General features: G+C 28.7%; 13 protein-coding genes, 1 tRNA gene and 1 pseudogene. 10 read left to right on the top strand and 5 right to left on the bottom strand.

Annotation, left to right across the window (positions count from 1 at the left end):
- Nucleotides 1–44: 44 nt before the first annotated feature.
- Nucleotides 45–1133 (bottom strand): MFS transporter, encoded by a 1089-nt coding sequence (locus h2es_RS04845; RefSeq protein ID WP_154511888.1) that lies wholly within the window; start codon nt 1131–1133, stop codon nt 45–47.
- Between the two features lie 139 nt (nt 1134–1272).
- On the opposite strand from h2es_RS04845, the pseudogene h2es_RS04840 reads away from it, so the two are divergent.
- From h2es_RS04840 to tolB, 10 genes and pseudogenes are all read left to right on the top strand, one after another.
- Nucleotides 1273–1950 (top strand): annotated as a pseudogene (locus tag h2es_RS04840) (phosphatidylserine decarboxylase); the annotation flags it as partial.
- Between the two features lie 153 nt (nt 1951–2103).
- Complete coding sequence (gene pssA / locus h2es_RS04835) at nt 2104–3612, top strand: CDP-diacylglycerol--serine O-phosphatidyltransferase (protein ID WP_154511884.1); 1509 nt, start codon at nt 2104–2106, stop codon at nt 3610–3612.
- Nucleotides 3613–3737: 125 nt separating this feature from the next.
- A complete protein-coding gene (gene ligA, locus h2es_RS04830; RefSeq protein WP_154511882.1) occupies nt 3738–5786 on the top strand; it encodes an NAD-dependent DNA ligase LigA in 2049 nt (682 codons plus the stop codon).
- Nucleotides 5779–6612, top strand: a complete 834-nt coding sequence (locus h2es_RS04825) for a polyprenyl synthetase family protein (protein WP_154511880.1) — start codon at nt 5779–5781, stop codon at nt 6610–6612. Before ligA ends, h2es_RS04825 begins: the two co-directional genes overlap by 8 nt.
- Before the next feature lie 3 nt (nt 6613–6615).
- Nucleotides 6616–7176 carry a ubiquinol-cytochrome c reductase iron-sulfur subunit gene (gene petA, locus h2es_RS04820; RefSeq protein ID WP_154511878.1) on the top strand — a complete coding sequence of 187 codons (561 nt, stop codon included), beginning with the start codon at nt 6616–6618 and terminating at the stop codon, nt 7174–7176.
- A 10-nt stretch (nt 7177–7186) separates the two neighbouring features.
- A complete protein-coding gene (gene blaOXA, locus h2es_RS04815; RefSeq protein ID WP_154511876.1) occupies nt 7187–7984 on the top strand; it encodes a class D beta-lactamase in 798 nt (265 codons plus the stop codon).
- Between the two features lie 144 nt (nt 7985–8128).
- Nucleotides 8129–9331 carry a cytochrome b gene (locus h2es_RS04810; RefSeq protein WP_154511874.1) on the top strand — a complete coding sequence of 401 codons (1203 nt, stop codon included), beginning with the start codon at nt 8129–8131 and terminating at the stop codon, nt 9329–9331.
- Nucleotides 9332–9432: 101 nt separating this feature from the next.
- Nucleotides 9433–10149 (top strand): Bax inhibitor-1/YccA family protein, encoded by a 717-nt coding sequence (locus tag h2es_RS04805; RefSeq protein WP_154511871.1) that lies wholly within the window; start codon nt 9433–9435, stop codon nt 10147–10149.
- 98 nt (nt 10150–10247) lie between these two features.
- Nucleotides 10248–12923: a DNA gyrase subunit A gene (gene gyrA / locus h2es_RS04800; protein WP_268258911.1), complete on the top strand. Its 2676-nt coding sequence runs from the start codon at nt 10248–10250 to the stop codon at nt 12921–12923.
- A gap of 7 nt (nt 12924–12930) precedes the next feature.
- Complete coding sequence (gene tolB / locus h2es_RS04795; protein ID WP_154511931.1) at nt 12931–14253, top strand: Tol-Pal system beta propeller repeat protein TolB; 1323 nt, start codon at nt 12931–12933, stop codon at nt 14251–14253.
- 108 nt (nt 14254–14361) lie between these two features.
- Here the strand turns inward: tolB and h2es_RS04790 are convergent, their stop codons facing one another.
- The 4 genes from h2es_RS04790 to rpoB form a co-directional block, all read right to left on the bottom strand.
- On the bottom strand, nt 14362–15489 hold the full coding sequence (locus h2es_RS04790; protein WP_126045260.1) for an LptF/LptG family permease: 1128 nt from the start codon (nt 15487–15489) through the stop codon (nt 14362–14364).
- A 15-nt stretch (nt 15490–15504) separates the two neighbouring features.
- Nucleotides 15505–15581, bottom strand: a tRNA-Arg gene (locus h2es_RS04785).
- An 84-nt stretch (nt 15582–15665) separates the two neighbouring features.
- Nucleotides 15666–19778, bottom strand: a complete 4113-nt coding sequence (rpoC, locus tag h2es_RS04780) for a DNA-directed RNA polymerase subunit beta' (protein ID WP_326845006.1) — start codon at nt 19776–19778, stop codon at nt 15666–15668.
- A gap of 27 nt (nt 19779–19805) precedes the next feature.
- Entirely contained in the window at nt 19806–23951 is a 4146-nt protein-coding gene (rpoB, locus tag h2es_RS04775) for a DNA-directed RNA polymerase subunit beta (RefSeq protein WP_326845005.1), read from the bottom strand.
- Between the last annotated feature and the right edge of the window lie 40 nt (nt 23952–23991).

Genomic DNA, 23991 nt, shown 5'->3' with positions numbered 1-23991 from the left:
TTAGTAAAATGGTAATTATTGCTGTAAGAGGTATTATAGTGCCATTAAAAAAAATAACCAGCTAATGCAATGCTGATTGTTACTAAGATAGTTCTTGTAGATGCGATTATTGATGAGCTTGCACCTTTAATATTGGGATGAAGAGACATTGCATCAGTAAATAAAATTGTTATTAAAATTGCAAAGCTTGCACTGCAAATCATCATACTAAGTGTAATTAAGTGAGGAGTTGTATATATATAAGCAGTGTAATTAAGTGATGTGCAACCAATAATCATTATAGTAAATCCTATTTTTTTTGCTGCGGAAATATTTGTAAATTTGATAATATAATGTGTTAAAAAGCAAAATATAACAAATACAGCCCATACACCTCCTTGATGATATCCATATATACTTTTGCTAACATTTAGATGATTAATATATATAATTGAAGCACCTAAAGTAAAAGTGATTATGCTGCATGCCATAAAGCCAAGTGCAAAAAGATATGCTAACATCAGTTTATCTGAGAGTAAAAATATATAATTTTTACAAATTTGACTTAAGTTAGTCATTAGTTGATTAGAATTATTTTTATTAAATTTACCAGTTTCATTGATAAATATTGATACTAGTAGTATTGATAAACTTGTAAAGATTGTAATCAATAAAAAATTAAACTGCCAACTAATTAACAAGCCTAAATATCCACCAACTACTGGTGCGATTGCTTTACCAAAAGTCAATATTCCATTCTTCAAGCCAATAAAAGTTCTAGCTTTTTCTTTGTTGCAAACATCAAAAATTATTGCAATACACACAACCATTGGAGCAGAAGTGCCTATACCGTGTAAAAATCGAAAAAATATCAAATAATATATGTTGGAAGTCAGCATACTACAAAAGCAACCAAACACTAAAAAAAGTAATCCTACTAATAAAGTTTTTTTTCTACCTGAATAATCTGAAATAGAACCTAAAAAAAGGCTACCTATAGCAACACCTAAGGAATAACTACTACTCATTAAATGAAATATCCTAGAGTTAGTGTTAAAAAATTTAATCATATCAGGGAAAGTAGGAGATATGAGATCATTTTGTGTATGAGCAATTACAAAGCAAATGGTGATAATAAAAAAAAAGAAGTTCATTAAAAATATTACAATTTATCTTGCTTGTACTTTAAAAAAGTAAAAAGTAAAGTAAAAATATAGAAGATAATATAAATTTTTCAATTTGAGTTGGGTTGTATATGTGCTATAAGATAATAAAATTTATATTTATTATTATATGCTAGATTCTATCAAAGAGTTCATTCCAAGTATTCATAAAGAAGGCTATTTTTTTATAAGTGTTTTTGCAATTATTACCTTAATACTTTTTATGTGGTCTCAACAGTTAGGTTGGATAGGTTTTATATTAACTTTATGGTGTATTTTCTTTTTTAGGGATCCTAACAGGGTTATTCCAAATCAAAACAATGTTTTAGTTAGTCCAGCCGATGGTATTATACAAAAAATTGAAAAAGCAAAAATGCCTAAAGAGATTTCAAGTAATGATAAAGAGATGAATAAAATTAGTATATTTTTAAATGTATTTGATGTCCACGTTAATAGAATACCTATATCTGCTAAAGTAAAAAAACTTAGTTATCATCATGGTAAATTCTTCAATGCTTCACTTGATAAAGCTAGTGAGCATAATGAAAGACAGTCTATTCTTTTAGAATTAAATGATAAACAAGAAGTTGGTGTTATTCAAATTGCTGGCCTTATTGCGCGTAGGATAGTTTGTGATTTAAAAGAAGATCAAAAAGTATCAACAGGTGAAAGACTTGGTATAATTAGATTTGGAAGTAGGGTGGATGTTTATTTGCCTAATCATTTTGAGATAAAAGTATTAGAAGGCCAAAGAATGATAGGAGGTGAGTCTGTTATTGCTGAACTAAGAGAGAGTAAAAAGTCTAAGTCTGTATCTTCTAAATCAGCTTCTACAAAATCTATAACTATATCTACTGATAAAAAAAATATAAATAAATCTACTAAGTCCAATGCATCAAAGGTAAAAGTTAGTAAAAATAAAGTAAATACTAAAGTTAGTGATAAAAAATAATTGTAATCAATGACATTTACTTCAAAAAAAATAAACATACCATTATCCAAGCTTATACCTTCCATGATTACAATTATGGCGCTATGTTTAGGTATTACATCTATTAGGTATTCTTTGGACGGAAAATTTAATATAGCTGTTGCTCTGATAATTATAGCTGCTTTTCTTGATGGGATTGATGGTAGAATTGCTAGATTATTAAATTCTACAAGTGAATTTGGAGCGCAACTAGATTCATTAGCAGATTTATGTAGTTTTGGAGTTGCACCTGCTATTGCTGTTTATTTATGGTCTCTAAAGGAAATACCATATAAAGGTGTTGGTTGGGGTATTGTTTTAGTTTATATTGCTTGTTCAGCACTAAGGCTTGCTAGGTTTAATACCCAAATTTTTGATCATGAAAGTAAAAATAAAGAGGTTAAGAATAATTTTTTTATTGGTGTTCCTATGCCGGTTGCAGCTGGTTTATTATTAATACCATTAATGTGTTCTTTTGAGATATTTAAGAGTAATTTATTAATAAATTCATATTGGTTCATAGCTTTTTACATGATTTTTATTGGCTTGTTAATGATAAGTAAGATTCCAATATATTCAGGAAAAAAAATAAGTGTTCCTAAGGAAAGAGTTAACTTATTTTTAATACTTTCTGGAATTGTTTTTACAGGTATTATATTTGAACCATGGTTCTTACTGCCAATTATAGGTTTATTGTATATAATTCTCATTCCTATAGGTAGTATTTATTATTATTGTAAAATAATCAAAAACAAAGATATTAGAACCACAAAAATTTCAGTTATTTTAGTGATAGCTTTTGTATTAATGACTCAAAGCAATGTAAAAGCATCTGAATATAACCATTCAGATTCAATACACTGTTTAAATGCAATTAAAATTTTTGAAAAAAAGTATAATATACCTAAGAATTTTTTATATCTAATTTCATTGGTTGAATCTGGTAGATATAATAATATTTCTAAAACTGCTCAACCATGGCCATGGTCAGTTAATATAAATGGTAGGTCAGAATACTTTAAAAGTAAGACAGAGTTAGTTAGTGCTTTAAAAAAATATGTAGCAAGTGGTAAAGAAAACTTTGATATTGGGTGTAACCAAATAAATTATAAATTTCATAAGCATAATTTTTCAAGCATTGAGCAAATGGCTTCTCCATATTATAATGTTGGGTATTCTGCGTATTATTTAGCGAGTAACTACTTGAAAACAAATAATTGGCAAGAAGCTGTTGCAATGTATCATTCAAAAAATCCTTATCATGGTAGTAAATACATTAAAAAGATTAAACAAACAGCTAAAACCAGTGGAAGTTTATTAATGGCTTTAAATACTAGTAAAAAGAGTGTAATTAATAAATCATTTAATTTAAATTCGAAAGTAATATCTAATTCAAATACAAATTCTAGATTAATTTCTAAAAAATCAATAGGTATTATGGTCTATAATAATTCTAATAAATATGATGATATTATAAAAATTCCTAAGGAGTTAGGATGAATATTTTATCGAATTAGCTAAGTAGATTTATTATAAGATTAAATCGATTAAATCTTGTAATAGCTTAAATTTATGTAGGTTATTATTAATATGTTATCTAATATATTTAATCTTGTTTATATTATATGAATTTAACTTTATCAGAAGCAAAAAATAGAGTTGAGAAACTTAGGAAAGAAATTAAAAAGCATGATGAGTTATACTATATAAAAAGTTTGCCTAAGATTTCAGACAAAGAATATGATGATCTTAGGTTAGAGTTGAATAAGCTTGAAGAGCTTTATCCAAATCTAAGGGATGTAGATAGTATTACTCAAAAAGTTGGTGCGAGAGTTGCAAAAGGGTTTAAAAAAGTAATACATTCATACCCTATGCTTTCGCTTGCTAATGCGTTCAGTAGTGAAGATATATCTGATTTTTTGTCTAGGGTATATAAATATTTAAATCAAGAATTAAACAATACAATATATTTTCATTGTGAACCAAAAATTGACGGTGTGTCTTTTTCTGCTCATTATAAAAATGGTGAAATGGTTTCTGGGGCTACAAGAGGCGATGGTAAAATAGGAGAAGAAATAACTGATAACTTGAAGGTAATAGAAAATTTTCCTATTAATGTTGATTTTGATCAAGAATTTGAGGTAAGGGGAGAGGTGTATATGAAAAAAAGCGATTTTTTATTGCTTAATGAAGAAAATCAAAAAAGTAATAAAGCAGTTTTTGCAAATCCTAGAAATGCTGCTTCAGGTTCATTGCGCCAACTTGATTATAAAGTTACCAGTCAAAGAAAGTTAAGTTATTTTGTATGGGGAGGTAAAATTGGTAGTGCAAAAACACAAAAAGAGGTTATGGATAAGTTTAAATCTTTAGGATTTAATGTAAATGAGAACACAATTTTGCTTAACAACACAAAAGGTATTATAGATTATTATGAAAGTATGTATCTTAAGAGAGCTGAATTAGATTATGATATTGATGGTTTGGTATATAAAATCAATGAATTAGATTTTCAGGAAATAATTGGTAACATAAGTAGGTCTCCTAGGTGGGCAATAGCTCATAAATTTCCTGCAGATTATGCAGAAACATTAGTGGAAGATATTTTTGTGCAAGTTGGTAGAACTGGCTCAATAACTCCTGTGGCAAAATTAAAACCTGTTAATATTGGTGGGGTTTTAGTAACAAAAGCTTCCTTACATAATGAAGAAGAGATAATTAGAAAAGATATTAAGATAGGAGATATTGTTAAAATTAAAAGAGCAGGTGAAGTTATTCCTCAAATTGTAGAAGTAAAATTTAGCGAAAGAAATTCCTCTTTTGTTAGGGATTTTGTTTTTCCTAAAAAGTGTCCAATATGTGATAGTGCAATTGAAAAATTTGGCGATGATGTAGTTAAGCGATGCACTGGAGGTATAAAATGTGAGGCGCAATTTGTTGAAAGATTATGCCATTTTGTATCAAAAGGAGCTTTTAATATTGAGGGACTATCAAAACAATCAATAATATTATTTTCTCAAAGAGGATTAATAAAATCACCTGCAGATATTTTTAGATTAAAAGATATTAATGAAAAATTAGAAAGCCAAATAGAAGATTGGGAAGGCTGGGGCAATCAATCAGCTCAGAACTTATTTAATTCAATTGATAAGTCTAAAATAATACCTTTTAACAGATTTATTTATGCACTTGGCATTAGACATGTTGGTGAAGTGACTGCAGAGTTAATAGCCAATTATTTTGAAGGTATTGATAATTTATTGATCTTTGCGTCAAATATAAAAAAGTTGGAAGTTTTAGAAGAAATAAATGGAATAGGTGAAGTTATTGCAAAAAGTTTTATTGAGTATTTTAATGATCAATATAATATTGCAGTTATAAAAGATATTTTAAAATATATTAAAATTCAAAAAGTAAATTATATAAAGCCTAAAGAGAAAGGAAAGTTTACTGGAAAGAATTTGATTTTTACTGGTACATTAAAGAAATATTCTAGAGATGAAGCTATTGACATTGTAAAGAAGATTGGAGCTAAGATTGCTGCAACTATATCTAAGAAAGTGGATTATGTAGTTTATGGTGAAAATCCTGGATCAAAATTAAATAAAGCTAATAAAATGAATATAAGTACTATATCTGAAGTAGAATTTTTAAAAATTATTGGAGATAATGATTAAAAAAAAATTTAATGATGATTTGAGTATAGAGCAAAATATAAAAATTTGTTCTGATATCACTCAATCAAAAATATCAGAATTGTTAGATTATAACAAAGAAAATATTATTGTTGATGCAATGCGGTATATGCTGCTGAGTAATGGCAAGATGATTAGGCCTTTTCTAGTATTTGCTACTAATTCAATTTTTTCTAAAAATATACCTAATTATATTGTTAATTTAGCTGCCGCTACAGAGATGATTCATACTTATACTTTAATTCATGATGATTTACCTGCAATGGATAATGATGATTTTAGAAGAGGGCAGTTATCGTGTCATAAGAAATTTCAAGAATCTACAGCAATTTTAACAGGTGATTCATTGCTAACTTTTGCTTTTGAGTTGATTTCGAATTTAGATAATAACTTAAATCCTAAGTTGCAACTAATTATTATTAATGAATTAAGTAAGTTAATTGGTTATAAGGGGTTGATATTGGGTCAAATATTGGACTTGAATATGAAAAAAGATACTTATGATGAAATAAGTTTAGAAAGATTGCGTAAATTGAAAACAGCAAACTTGTTTATTGCTTCTTGTAAGTGCAGTGCTATTTTAAATAATGCAAATGAGAAAGAGATTGAAATATTGTGTTCTTTTGCGGAAAAATTAGGTTTGGCATATCAAATTAAAGATGATATTGATGATAATGAAAAATTTAAGGGTAATAATTCGTTAATAGATATTATAAATGAAGCATTGAAATGTTTAGATTTTTTTGATACTAAAGCATTATTGCTTAGAAATTTCACAGAATATTTATTTATGTCATATATTAAATAACTTATGGTCGATAAAAAAGATAAAAAACTTAAGAATAGCGATATAAAATCTAGAGATAAAAAGTCTTCTAGAAGAGATTTTTTTGTTATGAGTGCAAGTGCTGTTGCAGGTGTTGGAGCTGTTGCTGCTGCAATTCCAATCGTTACTTCGCTTAAACCTGATAAAGGTGTTTTAGCTGCAGGTAGTACGGAAGTTGATATTTCAAATATTAAAAAAGGTGAGACTCATACGGTAATGTGGAGAGGGAAGCCTATATTTGTTACTCATAGAACTGAAGAAGAAATTAAAGAAGCTGAGGATGTTAATTTAGCAGATTTAAGAGATCCAGAACCTGATAAAGATAGAGTTAAAGCTGGGAAGTCGCAATGGTTGATAACAGTGGGAATTTGCACACACCTTGGTTGTGTTCCTATTGGTAATAAAGGTGAATTTGGGGGGTGGTTCTGTCCATGCCATGGTTCTCATTATGATAGTTCTGGAAGAATTAGAAAAGGCCCTGCTCCTAAAAATTTGGCAATACCACCATATGAATTTATTAGCGATTCTAAGATAATGATAGGTTGAACCTATTAAAATGAAAAAAACAAAATCAATAATTTGTATTGTATCAATTTTTATAATCTTAACTACCTATGTAATAAAAAGTGCTTATGCAGATTGTTTTATATTAGCTGATAGAAAAAAAATTATTACTAATGAAGGGGACTGTAAAACTAGATATACTCCTGCTTCCACTTTTAAAATTGCTATTAGTTTGATGGGTTATAATGAAGAGATACTTATTGATGAAAATAACCCTAAAGTTAAATTTAAGAAAGGATATGTTGATTGGTTAGATAATTGGAAACAGACTTATTACCCAAGTTTATGGATTAAAAATAGTTGTGTTTGGTATTCACAATTTATTACTAAAAAATTAGGTTTTAATAAGTTTCAAAATTATGTTAATAAGCTGAATTATGGTAATGGCAATGTATCTGGTGATAAAGGAAAATCAAATGGGCTTACAAATGCATGGCTTTCAAGTTCTTTAAAAATTTCTCCTATAGAGCAATTAAAATTCTTACAAAAGCTTATATCAAATAACTTGCCAGTTAGTAAACAAGCTCAAGAAATGACAAAAAAAATATTGTATATTGAAAGATTAGGAGATTGGAAACTTTATGGGAAAACAGGTAATGGGCTATTGCGAAGTGATGGTAATAATAAGTTAGATATACAAGTGGGTTGGTTCATAGGTTGGATAGAAAAAAATGGTATATCAATAATTTTTAATTACTTAATTGTTGATGAAAAAAAACAAAAAACTTATGCAAGTTTTAGAGCTAGGGATAAATTAAAAAAATTGCTTAAAAAATATAATTATTATTAAATTTTTAAAAGGTCTGAAATTTTTAATGTAAAAACATCTATAAGATTATTAACTGCAGATTTAAATTAAAAAAAAGATTGATGAGTGTGCTGAGATAAGATAATTAATAATGTGAAATTTATATTTTGTTATTTGTGAATATTAATGAAAAAAAATAATAAAAGTTTAACGGATTCAATAGTTAATTGGATAGAATATAGATTACCAATATTCAGTTTTATTAAGCATTCTGCAGACTATAGAGTTCCTAAGAATTTAAATTATGCTTGGAATTTCGGATCACTGGCTGGTATTGCGTTATTATTGCAAATTGTTACAGGGTTGTTTCTTGCAATGCAATATACTCCTCATGTTAAAATGGCGTTTGATAGTGTTGAAAATATAATGAGAAATGTTAATTATGGGTGGTTGCTTCGTTATACTCATGCAGTAGGAGCATCAATGTTTTTTGCAAGTATTTATATTCATATTGGCAGGGGATTATATTATGGTTCGTATAAATCTCCAAGAGAAATGGTTTGGTTTTTTGGAATTTTTATTTTTGTAGCAACAATGGCGACCGCTTTTATGGGGTATGTTCTGCCATGGGGACAAATGAGCTATTGGGGAGCAAATGTTATAACTAATCTGTTTTCAGCAGTTCCTTTTATTGGAGATGAGATTGTTGTTTGGTTATGGGGAGGTTTTTCTGTAGATAATCCAACGCTTAATAGATTTTTTGCACTGCATTTTTTATTACCGTTTGTTATAGTGGGATTGGTTATTATTCATATTGTAGCTTTACATGTGCATGGATCTAACAATCCAACAGGTGTAGAAATTAAATCAAAAAAAGATTCTATTCCATTTCATCCTTATTATACTGTGAAGGATTTTTTTGGATTTGGAATATTTTTTATGATTTATTTTTATTTTGTCTTTTTTAAGCCTAATGTTTTGGGACACCCAGATAATTATATTGAAGCAAATCCATTGGTTACACCTGCACACATAGTTCCTGAATGGTACTTTCTACCCTTTTATGCAATACTAAGGTCTATACCTGATAAATTAGGTGGTGTAATTGCTATGTTTGGAGCCATATTGATACTTTTTGCTTTGCCTTGGCTTGATAGTTGTAAAGTGAAAAGTGCTAATTATAGGCCTTTGTTTAGAATCTTTACTTATCTGTTTTTTATAAATTTTTTGATTCTTGGATATTTAGGTGGAGAAGTAGCAGAGGAGCCATATATTACTTTTAGTCAAATTTCAACAATTTGGTATTTTGTTCATTTATTGGTTATTTTGCCCTTATTAGCTAAATTTGAAAAAGTTAAGAAATTGCCAAATTCTATTAGTGAATCTTAAATTTAAAGATAATATTTAAATTTACAGTCTTATTCTCATTGAAAATTATCATTAAATAATATATATTATTACTAGATTTTAAACTTATATATTTAATAGATATGGTAGACTATACAAATTATGCACAATCTAATGTTCAAAGACCTGGATATAATGAAGGTCTGAGAGTTTATATGTTATCTGTGTTTCAAAATATGGGAATAGCTCTTGTTATTACAGCTCTTGTTGCTATGTTTACAGCATCATCTCCAGGTTTGATGAATGCTATATTTTCTACTCCATTACAATGGGTTGTTATGTTAGCTCCTTTAGGTATGGTGTTTTTTATGAGTGCTAAAATTATGTCTATGTCTGTATCAGGTGCTAGAACTTCATTGTGGGTTTTCTCAGGATTAATGGGGCTTTCTTTGTCATCAATATTTTATGTGTACACAAGTGAAAGTATTGCAAAAACATTTTTTATTACAGCTTCGTTATTTGGGGCTATGGCATTATATGGCCATACAACGAAAAAGGATCTAACTGGAATGGGTTCTTTTTTAATGATGGGAGTTATAGGTATTTTTATTGCAAGTTTTGCGAATATGTTTTTTCAAAGTTCTGCTTTAAGTAATGTATTATCTTATGTTGGTGTTATAGTGTTTACATTGCTTACTGCATATGATGTTCAAATGCTTAAATCAGTTTATTACCAAATGGGTAATACTTCTAATGAAGTAGCTCAAAAAACTGCAATATACGGTGCTCTTAATCTTTATATGGACTTTATTAATTTGTTTATATTCTTACTAAGAATTTTTGGAGTTAGGAGGGATTAAATTATAAATATAAACAAAGTAAAATTAACTGGTGTATTGTCAATTTTGACTTTACACTAACGTTAAATTTTAATTATTAACTTTATTAAGTAGTTAAGTTGAACGAAGATAAATCTAAATTATCCGGAACAGTTTCTGTTTCAATTGAAAATGAAATGCAAAGTGCATACTTAGATTATGCAATGAGTGTTATAGTAAGTCGTGCATTGCCAGATTGTAGAGATGGACTAAAGCCAGTTCATAGAAGAATACTATTTGCTATGAATGAAACTGGTAACTTTCATGATAAACCATACAGAAAATCTGCTAGAGTAATTGGTGAAGTAATGGGTAAGTATCATCCTCATGGTGATAGTGCTATATATTCTGCTCTTGTTAGAATGGCGCAAGATTTTTCTTTAAGATTACCTCTTATTGATGGTCAAGGTAATTTCGGCTCAATAGATGGTGATTCACCAGCTCAAATGAGATACACTGAGGTTAGGCTTGCAAAATCTGCAAGTTTTCTTTTAACAGATATAGATAAAGATACTATTGATTTTCAAGATAACTATGATGGCTCTGAAAGAGAACCAAAAGTACTGCCATCTAGATTTCCCAACTTATTAGTAAATGGTGCAAGTGGAATAGCAGTTGGTATGGCTACTAGTATACCTACTCATAACTTAGGTGAAGTTATTGATGGATGCTGCGCTTTAATTGATAATTCTGAAATTTCAGATCAAGAACTTATTGAATTTGTTCCTGCTCCAGATTTTCCAACAGGTGGTGAAATTATCAATGGAGACAGTGTTAAATCTGCGCTTTTAAAGGGTAGAGGAAGTGTAGTAATCAGAGGAAAAACAGCTGTAGAAGAGAAAAATGGTAAAGAATCTATAATAATTTCTGAGATACCTTATCAGGTTAATAAAGCTGAAATGTTAAAAGCAATTGAGAATCTCGTTAGAGAGAAAGTAATTGAAGGTATTTCTGAAATAAGAGATGAGACAAATAAATTAGGAATTAGAGTTGTTATTGATCTTAAGCGTGAGGCAAATCCTGATGTTATATTAAATCAACTATATCAAAACACTCAGCTTCAAAATAGTTTTAGTATTAATATATTAGCTCTTAACGATGGTAAGCCAGAAGTTATGGGAGTAAGAGCTATACTTAGTGCATTTATTAATTTTCGAAAAGAAGTAATAAAAAGAAGAACTACTTTTTTACTTAATAAAGCAAGAACAAGGGCTCACTTATTGATAGGGCTTGCTATAGCTGTAGCAAATATTGATGAGATAATTGCTCTTATTAAATCTTCTGCAGATACACAGGCTGCTAAAATTAATTTAATGAGCAGAGAATGGAAATCTGAACAAATAATACCTTTGCTTGATTTGGTAGCTGATCATAGAAATGAGATAAAAGATGGTAAATGCTTTTTCACCGAAGAGCAGGCAAAAGCAATTTTAGAAATGAAATTACATCGTTTAACAGCTTTAGAAAAAGGTAAAATTGATAATGAACTCAAGGATCTTGCTAAGATTATAAAAGAATATCTTGATTTACTTTTCTCTGATGAAAAATTAGTTTCTTTAATAAAAGAAGAATTATTAAGTGTTAAGTCTACTATTGCGACTCCTAGAAAGACTGTTATTAAAAATGAAGGACTTAATGTTTCTGATGAAGATTTAATTCAAAAAGAAGATATGGTGGTTACATTGACTAAGACTGGGTTTATAAAAAGGGTTCCATTAGCAGTTTATAGAGCACAAAGACGTGGTGGAAAAGGAAGGTCTGCTATGACAATGTATGAGGACGATATTATTAATGAATTATTAGTTACTAATACTCATGTTCCGTTATTATTTTTTTCATCTATGGGAAAAGTTTACAAATTAAAAGTTTATAAATTGCCAATTTCCAGTCCTCAATCAAAGGGCAGGGCTGTAGTTAACTTATTACCTTTAGAGCAAAATGATAGCATTGCCAGTATTATGCCGATGCCAGAAAATATAGATGATTTAGATAAGTTAAATATTATATTTTCTACTCAAAAAGGAAACGCTAGAAGAAATAAACTTAGTGATTTTACAAATATTCAAGCAAATGGGAAAATTGCGATAAAATTAAGTAGTGATGATAAATTAGTTGCGGTTTCTGTATGTGAAGATCAGTCTCATATCTTGCTTGCAACAAGAAAGGGAAAAGCTGTAAGATTTTCTGTTGAGTCTTTAAGGGTATTTAAAAGTAGAGCATCAGATGGTGTAAAAGCTGCAAAGTTATCAGGAGGTAAAGATACTGTTGTATCAATGTCTATTTTAAATTCTGGTGAATTAGATATATTAAAAAGAGATGAGTATTTAAAAGTTCCTTTAAAAACTAGATTAAAATTAGCATTAGATATACATAATAAACCTCAAAAGCAACTAAATATAGATGGAATTGATATAAATAAAATTGCAAAAGAGGAGCAATTTATTTTAACAATTACAGAAAATGGTTATGGTAAAAGAACTTCAGCATATGAATATAGAGTTACAAATCGTAATAGCCAAGGAGTATTAAACATAGATACAGGTAATAGAAATGGTTACGTTGTCTCATCTTTTCCTGTTGAAGAAGACGACCAGATAATGTTAATGACAAATCTTGGTACTATTATTAGAACTGAAGTTAATAAGATTAGGGTAACTAGTAGAAATGCTAAGGGCGTCAAGATTATTGATTTAAATAAGGGAGAAAAAGTTGTTTCTATCTCTAAAATATCTATATCTATTGATGAGCGAGAATAATAGGGGTATGGTTACAGTTTGGAGATACTTTGTTATTTTCTGTTTAATCTTTATATACGGTATTATAATATCTCATTCAAAAATTGAAATAAATATTAGTGATGGAATATATGAAGCTTTACCGGTTGCAGTTGCAGAATTTGAAGGTGAGAATTTAGATTCAATTGAATTTGGAATAAAGATAAGAGATGTTTTAGTTAATGATTTAAATAATTCAGGAATATTCCGTGTTATAGAAAATGAGGCTTTTTTAGAAATTCCAACAATAAATAAAATTCCAGTTTTTACAAATTGGCGTACTATAAATTCTAGTATGATATTAGTTGCTAAGGTGAATTTAGATAGAGAAAAAGACTTTGTAGAAGTTAGTTATATATTATATGATTCTTTTAAGGAGAAGGAGGTAGAAAAGGGACAATATAAAATTCCTATAGCTGGATGGAGGAGGATTGCACATAAAATAGCTAATAGTATATATAAAAAATTTATAGGTGTTGAAGGCTATTTTGATTCACGTATTATCTTTGTATCTGAGAAAGGTGATGAAAAGAATAAGATAAAAAGATTAGCAATAATGGAACAGGATGGTGCTAATTTTAAATTTTTAACCAGTGGCAACGAATTTATTTTATCTCCTAGGTTTGATATGAAGTCTCAAAGAGTAACTTTTATGAGCTATAAGAGTAGAAAAAATCCTCCAAAGGTCTATGTACTTGATTTAGAAACTGGGGAGCAAGATTTAATAGGTGACATGGCTGGCATGACTTTTGCCCCTAGCTTCTCTCCTGATAATAATTATGTTGTGATGTCTTTAGCAAAAAAGGGTACAACTAATATTTATGAAATAGATTTAAATACAAAAATAAAAAAAGAATTAACAAATGTTCATGGTTGTATAGATACTTCTCCATCATATTCGCCAGATGGTAAAAAAATATTATTTAATTCTGATAGAGGAGGAAGAAAAACTCAAATCTATGTAATGGATAGAGATGGTGAAAATATCAAAAAAATAAGTAGTGGCGAAGGTAGCTATAGAACTCCTATTTGGTCTCCTGATGGCAAATGGATAGCATTTACTAAAATATTATTAGGTAATTTTTATATTGGGATTATGAAGCCAGATGGTAGTGATGAAAGACTATTAACAAGTAGTTGGCTTGAAGAGGGTCCTTCTTGGGCTCCTAATAGTAGAACTATTATATTTGGTAGACAAAAAAGAGATGGAAGTAATAAAATTTATGCTATTGACATTGATGGTAATAATGAAAGAGTAATTTATACACCTACTGATGGATCTCAACCTTCATGGTCAGCACATTTAAATTAACTCGAACTGACAGTGACATATAAAAATTAGAAATTTATACCAAATTTATTCATCACGAGCCACGAAAATAGCATATCAATACTGCTTTTTTATTGTTTATTCTCGTAATTATTTAATGTCGTGTTTTTCATTGGGGTATTTAAATATATTTAATATATTTTTTGATGGAGCTGATTTATATAACCTATAAAGAAAAATAAGAGGTAATAAAAGATTAAATAAATATACTAAAGGATAGTATTTATAGCTAATTTGACTAAATATATAAAATGATAAGTTAAAACCTATAATAATTAAAAAGGAAAAGAATGCATAAAAATTTATCTTATAATTTTGTATTCTACTTTCCTCTTTTAGTGTTATAAAATAAAGAATAATAATAATGGACAAAGATGTTACAGGCCAAATTATTCTGAAATGACCCTGTGTTCTAAATTTTTGAATTTTATTTTTTGGTATAGTATCTGATTTTAATAACTCAATAAAATTTAATTCATAACTATCGTCAATTAATTTATTATTAGGTTTTTCATGTTGATTTAAATCTATAATAAATTCTGAAAATTTTACCATTATATAAGTATCTTTAATATTTTGAAATTCTATTTTAATTCCGTTATAAAGGATCATTTTATAAATATTATTATTTGAATAAAATCGACCTGAATTAGCAATATAAGTGATTTCTTTGTTTGGGTTTTTTGAATCATTAATCAAAATATTTTTTAATAAATTATTACCTTCTTTTTTTTCTATATATATAGTTAAATTATTAACTTTTGATATAAAAGTATTAAATTGAATTAAGTTTGAAATTGAGTTTTGATTAATATCAAATTTTAAATTTTTAAATTTTTGAGAACTAATTGGTATTAAATAATAAGAAATTAATAAATGAATTATAGTAACAATAATAGAAAAATATATAAATGGCTTAATAATATTTATTCTAGTAACTCCTAATGAATACAATATAATAATTTCTCTATCTAGCAATAGTTTATTATAAACATAATAAACTGTTAATGTTAATGATATAGGTATTATTATAAAGATTAATAATGGTAATAAGCATAAGGTTAAATTTAAAAAATCTAAAATTCTAGCTCCCTGACTTAAAATTAGTTCTAAATACCTAATGGATTGAACAATCCAAGCAATCCCAACAATTGTAAAAGTTATAATGATAAAAGGAAAAAATAAATTCTTAAGTATATTTTTTTCGTAAAGAAACATAATAATATGTTAAAATGGTGTGTCCTGGAGGATTCGAACCCCCGACCCACAGCTTAGAAGGCTGTTGCTCTGTCCAGCTGAGCTAAGGACACATTAATTGTAAAGTAATTATAATATGGAAAAAGTCAATAACTAACAACTATATCTTTATAATGAATATAATTTTTCTTATAAATTTAGCTAGACTTAGCTTCACTATAGCGTTCCTTTAACTTATCCATATAAAAACCTGTTCCAGCTGGAATTAATCTTCCAACAATGACATTTTCTTTCAAACCTTCAAGATGATCTGATTTACCTGAAACCGCAGCCTCAGTTAGTACTTTTATTGTTTCTTGGAACGAAGCTGCAGATAAAAATGAATTTGTTTGAAGAGATGCTTTCGTTATACCTTGTAAAACCCCTATTGCTTGTGCAGGTTTATATTTCTCTTTTATAGCTTTTTTATTAACTTTTTCAAAATATGTAATATCTACTTGTTCACCTGTGATAAAAGTTGTTTCTCCAGGTTCAGTGATTTCTACTTTTTTCAGCATTTGTCTTAAAATTACTTCAATATGTTTGTTATTAATTTTTACTCCTTGTAATTTGTAAACTTGCTGAACCTCATTAATCATGTAATTAGCAAATTCTTCTTTTCCAAGTATGCGTAAAATATCATGTGGCGAAGGATCACCATCAAGTAGCATCTCACCTTTCATAACATAATCACCTTCATTTACAGATATATGTTTACCCCTTGGTATCAAATATTCTGCTGTATCTTTACCATCCTTTGATTTTACTATTAATCTTCTTTTAAATTTATAATCTTGGCCATATTCAATATATCCATCAACTTCACTTAATATAGCTGTTTCTTTAGGTTGACGTGCTTCAAATAATTCAACAACTCTTGGTAATCCACCTGTTATATCCCTACTTTTTGAAGATTCTTTTGGCATTCTTGATATAACATCTCCTATTTCTACTTTTTGATTATCTGATACATTGATAATAGCATTGACTGGTAAAAAGTATTTAGCTTCTAAGCCGTTGTTTAATTTTATAGGATTTCCATCTTTATCTTTAATTAATATTCTAGGTCTTAAATTAGATTTTTTATTACTTTGTTTTCCATCAATAACAACTTTATTAATTATTCCAGTTATATCATCTTGTACTTCTTTTACTGATATGGAATCTTTTAGATCAACAAAAGAAACATATCCTTCTACTTCAGTCATTATAGGTAATGTAAATGGATCCCATTCAGCTATTTTATCGCCAGATCTTACTTTTGATTTAGCTTCGAATAAAATTTTAGCACCATAAGGAACTTTGCTTCTAAATTTTTCGTTATTTCTACCGTCTACTATAACCAATTCACAATTTCTACTCATATTAATTTTCACTCCATTACTGTTTATTATAATGGATGAATTTTCAAAATTAATTGTTCCAGAATGAGAAGAAATGATATCAGATTTTGTAGCTATTTTTTGAGCTGCACCACCAATATGGAATGTTCTCATAGTTAACTGAGTTCCTGGTTCACCAATAGACTGAGCTGCAATAACACCAATGGCTTCACCTAAATTTACCATCTGACCGGTTGCAAGGTCTCTGCCATAGCATTTGCTACAAATGCCTTTTTTACTTTCACAAACTAATACTGATCTAATTTTAACTGTCTCAATGTTATTGTTTTCAATTAATAACATTAAGCTTTCATCAATTAGTTTTCCTTTTTTTATTAAAGGTGTAGTTCTTTCTGGTATATATATATCATCTGCTAAAACTCTACCTAAAGCTAATTCTCTTAAAGGTATAACAACTTCTCCATTTTCAACTTTTTCTCTAACTAAAATAGAGTTGTTTGTACCACAATCTTCCTCATTTACAATGCAATCTTGAGATACATCGACTAATTTTCTAGTTAAATAACCTGAATTAGCTGTTTTTAATGCTGTATCTGCTAATCCTTTTCTTGCTCCATGAGTGGAAATAAAATATTCTAACTCATTTAGCCCTTCTTTAAAGTTAGAAGTAATAGGAGTCTCTATAATTTCACCTGAAGGCTTTGTCATTAAACCTCTCATTCCTGCAAGTTGTCTCATCTGAGCTGGGGAACCTCTTGCTCCAGAATCTGACATAATATGTATACTATTAAGGGATTTAAAGTTTATATTTGAATTTTTATAATCATTAGAATCTACTAATTTTTTCATCATATCTGATGCAATAGTATCAGTACATCTAGTCCACTCGTCAATAGCCTTATTATATCTTTCTCCAGCTGTAATTAATCCATCTGAATATTGCTCTTCATACTCTCTTATCTTTTTTAATGTAGAGTTAATATGTGAGTCCTTTGTTTCAGGAACAACAATGTCGTCTTTGCCAATAGAAATACCAGATTTACATGCATAATGAAATCCTAATCCCATTAAATGATCAGCAAAAATAACTGTTTTCTTTTGGCCGTAATTTCTATATACTACATCAATTAAATTGGAAATTTCCTTTTTAGTCATAACCTTATTAATATGATCATAGTCAATTACTTCAGACTCTTTTGGTAAAAGTTCAGCAATAAATAACCTTCCTGGGGTTATATCAATCATTTTATTTTTAATTTTTCCACCTGAATCACATATTTTTGCTCTATATTTTATTTTTGTATGTATAGATAATTTTCCAGAATCTATAGCATGTTGAATTTCACTTAAAGAACCAAAAAACATACCTTCACCCTTCTGTTTTTCGAAAACTAATGATAAATAATATATTCCTAAAACAATGTCTTGAGTGGGTACTATTATAGGCTCACCACTAGCTGAACCTAAAATGTTATTAGTTGACATCATTAAAACTCTTGATTCTAGCTGTGCTTCAATTGAAAGTGGTACATGAACAGCCATCTGATCTCCATCAAAATCAGCATTAAATGCAGCACAAACTAATGGATGCAATTGAATAGCTTTTCCTTCAATTAATATTGGTTCAAAAGCCTGTATACCTAATCTATGAAGAGTTGGAGCTCTATTTAAGAATACTGGATGTTCTTTTATAACTTCATCCAAAATATCCCACACTTCTGGCCTTTCCTCTTCAACAATTTTTTTAGCAGCTTTAATGGTATTGGATATACCATACAACTCTAATTTTGAATATATAAATGGCTTCATTAACTCAAGCGCCATTCTTTTAGGTAATCCACATTGATGAAGTTTTAATTCTGCACCTACAACAATTACTGATCTGCCAGAATAATCTACCCTTTTACCAAGTAAATTTTGTCTAAATCTACCATGCTTACCTTTTAACATATCTGCTAAAGATTTTAGAGGCCTTTTGTTTGAAGCTTTAATTACTTTGCTTTTTCTACTATTATCAAACAATGCATCTACAGCTTCTTGAAGCATTCTTTTTTCATTACGAATAATTATGTCAGGAGCTTTAAGCTCAATTAAACGATTTAGTCTATTATTTCTGTTTAGAACTCTTCTATAAAGTTCATTTAGATCAGAAGTTGCAAATCTTCCTCCATCTAACATAACTAATGGTCTTAAATCAGGAGGTATAACTGGTAAAACATCCAACACCATCCATTCAAGCTTATTTCCAGATTCTATAAAATCTTCAATTAATTTAAGCCTTTTAACTATTTTTTTTCTATTTGTTTCAGAGTTTGTTTTTAGTAAGTCTTCTCTTAATTTAATTTTATCTTCTTTGAGATTAATATTTTTTAACATGCTTTTGATAACTTCAGCACCAATTCCTGCTTGGAAACTGTCTTCTCCGTAATGTTCAATAGCTTTATAATAATCTTCTTCAGAAAGTAATTGGCCATATTCAAAGCTAGTTATACCAGGGTCATTTACAATATAAGCATCATAGTATAGGACCTTTTCAATTTTTTTTAAACTTATATCCAATAAAGTACATATTCTTGATGGAAGTGATCTTAAGAACCAAATGTGGACAATTGGGGTAGCAAGTTCAATATGTCCCATTCTTTCCCTTCTTACTTTAGAAGTTGTAACTTCAACACCACATTTTTCACAAACTGTGCCTCTATATTTCATTCTTTTGTATTTACCACAAAGACATTCATAATCTTTGACTGGACCAAAAATTCTAGAACAAAATAATCCTCCATTTTCAGGTTTTATAGTCCTATAATTAACTGTATCTGGTCTTTTAACTTCCCCATATGACCATGATCTTATTTGGTCAGGACTTGCAATAGATATTTTTATAGCATCAAAATCTTTATTAACTTGTGGGTTTAAGTAATTAAACACAGATTATTACCTCAAATTATATTAAGTTTATTCTTTTTCTATTATTTCCATATTTAGACCTAGAGATCTAATTTCTTTAATCATTACTTTAAATGACTCAGGTAAACCAATTTCAAATGAATTTTCACCTCTAATAATTGCTTCGTAAGCTTTAACTCTTCCAGCTACATCATCAGATTTTACAGTTAATATTTCTTGTAAAGTATATGCAGCACCATAAGCTTGTAAAGCCCAACATTCCATTTCTCCGAATCTTTGCCCACCAAAATGTGATTTTCCACCAAGAGGTTGTTGAGTAACTAAGCTATATGGACCTATAGACCTTGCATGTATCTTATTATCTACGAGATGATCTAGCTTAAGCATATATATATAACCAACAGTAACTTTTCTATCAAAATATTCACCTGTTCTACCGTCTCTCAATTTAACTTGTCCTGATTTATCTAAACCAGATTTTTCTAAAACTTTATTTATATGATTTTCTTTTGCACCATCGAAAACAGGGGTAGCAAATTTTACTCCTTTTGCAATATCATGGCTTAAATCTAATAAATCATCTTTATCTAAGGTATCTATATAATTAAAAATTTCTTTACTATTTTTATTTTGTATATCAAATACTTCTTTAATTTTTTGCTTTAGTTCTAGTTCATGAGATTTTTGATAATTTTTAAGACTTTTTTCTAAAACTCCAGCAACCTTTTTGCCAAGTGCAACAGATGCCCATCCTAAGTGTGTTTCTAAAATTTGTCCTATATTCATCCTTGAAGGTACTCCTAATGGATTTAAGACAATATCTACAGGTTGCCCATCATCTAAATATGGCATTTCTTCAACAGGAACAATTTTTGATACTACTCCTTTATTACCATGTCTACCTGCCATCTTATCTCCAGGTTGAATTTTTAATTTATTAGCCACGTATATTTTGATAATTTTCAATACACCTTGAGGCAAATCATCACCACTTTGCAGTTTTTCAACTTTATGTTTATAATCTTTTTCAAGTTTTTTTAGATAATTATCATAAAATTCTTCTAATTTTTGAATATCCTCTTTTGATTTTTTATCATCTAATTCTAACGACCAAACTTGCCTATTATCTAAATCATCAAGAAAATTTTGATCAATTATAATGGATTTATTTGCTTTATCTTTTACTTTTTTGCCAAATAAAATAACTTTTACTTTATTAAATACATAATCTTCAATAATTCTTTTCTCATCTTCCATATCTTTTGAAAATTTTTCTATTTCATTTCTCTCAATAGATATAGCTCTTTCATCTTTTTGTACCCCACGTTTTGTAAATATTTTAACATCTACTATAACACCCTTTTCACCAGGAGGCACCCTTAGAGAAGAATTTCTGACATCTGCAGCTTTTTCACCAAATATTGCTCTTAATAATTTTTCTTCAGGAGTAAGTGGTGATTCAGTTTTTGGTGTAACTTTACCAACCAATATATCCCCAGGCTTAACCTGAGCACCAATGTTAACAATTCCAGTTTCATCAAGGTGGGTTAAATTTTCTTCATTTACATTAGGAATATCCCTTGTAATTTCTTCAGGCCCTAATCTTGTGTCTCTTGCAACTATTTCATATTCATTAATGTGTACAGATGTATATATATCATCTTTTACCAAACGTTCTGAAAGCAAAATAGAATCTTCAAAATTATACCCATTCCATGGCATAAATGCTACTAAGATATTTTTTCCAAGAGCAAGTTCTCCCATATCTGTTGATGCTCCATCTGCAAGAATATCTCCTGCTTCAACATATTGTCCAACTTTTACTATAGGTCTTTGGTTTATACAAGTGCCCTGATTTGATTTATCATACTTAATTAATGTGTATATATCAACACCTGAAATATCACCTCTTAATGAAGTATCAACACCTTTATTATTAGGCGATTTAGAAGTATTACTCCTTACTTTTACAACTATACGCTTAGAATCAACTTGATCTATGATACCAGCTCTTTTTGCTAGAATTACAGTTCCAGAATCTGAAGCAACTACTTTTTCCATTCCTGTACCTACGAAAGGAGCTTCATTTTTAATAAGAGGAACACCTTGTCTCTGCATATTTGAACCCATTAAAGCTCTATTTGCATCATCGTTTTCTAAAAATGGAATTAATGAGGCTGCAACAGATACTAATTGTTGTGGAGAAACATCAATTAAATCTATTTGTTCTCTCGATACATTAACAACTTCACCTTTTTTATGACAAGCGACAACATCATCAATAATTTTACCTTCTTCATCTATGGCAATACTTGCCTTAGCAATGTAGTATTTTTCTTCTTCAATTGCAGTTAATTGTACAATTTCTTCTGTAATATATCCATTTTTCACTCTCCTATAAGGGCTTTCTATAAACCCATATTTATCTATATCAGCATAAGTTGCTAATGAACTAATTAAACCGATGTTTTGTCCTTCTGGAGTTTCAATAGGGCATATTCTACTATAATGAGTTGTGTGAACATCTCTTACCTCAAAGCCTGCTCTTTCTCTTGTTAATCCACCAGGACCTAATGCTGATAGCCTTCTTTTATGTGTAATTTCAGCTAATGGATTTGTCTGATCCATAAATTGTGAAAGTTGAGAAATACCAAAAAATTCTCTTAAATAACTCATTAATGTTTTTGAATTTACTAAGTCATGAGGCATAACATTGTCAATTTCTACAGAAGACATTCTATCTATAATTGATTTCTGCATTCTTACAAGGCCCATACGAAATTGATTTTCAACCAATTCCCCAACAGATCTAACTCTTCTATTAGCAAGACTATCAATGTCATCAACTGTCCCAATGCCACATTTTAAGTTTAACAGATGCTTAATAACTACTATAATATCATCTTTGGTAAGAGCTGTCTTAGTATGTGGTACATCTAAATCATGTTTTTTATTAATTTTCATTCTGCCAACAGCTGAAAGATCATATTTTTCATTATCAAAAAACATACTTTCAAAAAGTTGTTTAGCAACTTCAGGAGTAGATGGCTCACCTGGTCTTAAAACTTTATATATATCAGCTAAAGCTTGCTCTTCATCTTTATTTTTATCTAAAACAATTGTATCTCTTATAAAACTTCCTGAGTCTACATTATTTACATCAATAATTATTATTTCATTAATATTTAATGCCTTAACAGAATCTATAACTTCTTGTGTAACTTCTTGAGTAGATTCATATAAAACTTCTCCTGTAGTTAAATTTACAATATCTTTAGCTAAAAATTTTCTTTTTATATCATCTTCAGTTGTTATATAATATCTATCTATATTATTTTTTTCAAAATCTTTTAATATTCTTGGTGTAACCCTAATACCTTTTTTAAATATTACTTCTTTTGTATTAGCATCTACAATATCTTTTTCTATTTTCATCCCTCTAAATTTAATAGGGTCAAATTTAGTGATAAGATTACTATTTTTCCATTCAAATTTTATAAATTTATAAAATTTTTCAAGTATTTGATTTGTATTATATCCAATTGCTCTAAGTAATGTAGAAACATGAATTTTTCTTTTTCTATCTATCCTAAAGTATAATATATCTTTGGTATCAAATTCAAAATCAATCCAAGACCCTCTATATGGAATAATTCTTGCAGAATAAATATATTTGCCAGAACTAGAATTCTTGCCTTCATCATGGGTATAAAACACACCTGGAGAGCGATGCAATTGTGATACAATAACTCTTTGAGCTCCATTAATAATAAAAGTTCCTTTGTTAGTCATTAATGGTATATCACCTAAGTAAACTTCTTGCTCTTTAATACCTTTTATTTCCTTAACTTCAGATTCTATCTCAGTATCCCATAATATTAAACGTAAATTTACCTTTAATGGGGATGCGTAATTAACACCCCGTTGAATGCACTCATCTGGTGTATATTTTGGTTCTCCAAGGCTGTAATTAATATATTCTAATCTAGCTTTATCTTCAGAATCATTAACTTGAAAAACTGATCGTAAGACCTCTTCTAATCCTTGCTTTTTACGATTATCGATAGGAACATTTAACTGCAAAAAATCTTCGTAAGATTTTTTTTGAACTTTTATTAAATTTGGTATGCGTACATTACTAGAGATTTTTCCGAAACTATATCTAATACGCCTTTTAGAAAGATATGAAGACACTCTTTTACCCTTTAAATGTGAATATTAATTATAAATTAGC

Source organism: Rickettsiales endosymbiont of Trichoplax sp. H2 (assembly GCF_009690945.1).
Lineage (GTDB): Bacteria > Pseudomonadota > Alphaproteobacteria > Rickettsiales > Midichloriaceae > Aquirickettsia > Aquirickettsia rohweri.
Note: the sequence above shows the minus strand (reverse complement) of the source record. Positions and strands in the feature narration are given on the sequence as shown.

What these genes read in the sequence shown, in the direction of transcription:
- h2es_RS04845 (WP_154511888.1), bottom strand. Translation starts at nt 1,133, where the DNA reads ATGAACTTCTTTTTTTTTATTATCACCATTTGCTTTGTAATTGCTCAT.
- pssA (WP_154511884.1), top strand. Translation starts at nt 2,104, where the DNA reads ATGACATTTACTTCAAAAAAAATAAACATACCATTATCCAAGCTTATA.
- ligA (WP_154511882.1), top strand. Translation starts at nt 3,738, where the DNA reads ATGAATTTAACTTTATCAGAAGCAAAAAATAGAGTTGAGAAACTTAGG.
- h2es_RS04825 (WP_154511880.1), top strand. Translation starts at nt 5,779, where the DNA reads ATGATTAAAAAAAAATTTAATGATGATTTGAGTATAGAGCAAAATATA.
- petA (WP_154511878.1), top strand. Translation starts at nt 6,616, where the DNA reads ATGGTCGATAAAAAAGATAAAAAACTTAAGAATAGCGATATAAAATCT.
- blaOXA (WP_154511876.1), top strand. Translation starts at nt 7,187, where the DNA reads ATGAAAAAAACAAAATCAATAATTTGTATTGTATCAATTTTTATAATC.
- h2es_RS04810 (WP_154511874.1), top strand. Translation starts at nt 8,129, where the DNA reads ATGAAAAAAAATAATAAAAGTTTAACGGATTCAATAGTTAATTGGATA.
- h2es_RS04805 (WP_154511871.1), top strand. Translation starts at nt 9,433, where the DNA reads ATGGTAGACTATACAAATTATGCACAATCTAATGTTCAAAGACCTGGA.
- tolB (WP_154511931.1), top strand. Translation starts at nt 12,931, where the DNA reads ATGGTTACAGTTTGGAGATACTTTGTTATTTTCTGTTTAATCTTTATA.
- h2es_RS04790 (WP_126045260.1), bottom strand. Translation starts at nt 15,489, where the DNA reads ATGTTTCTTTACGAAAAAAATATACTTAAGAATTTATTTTTTCCTTTT.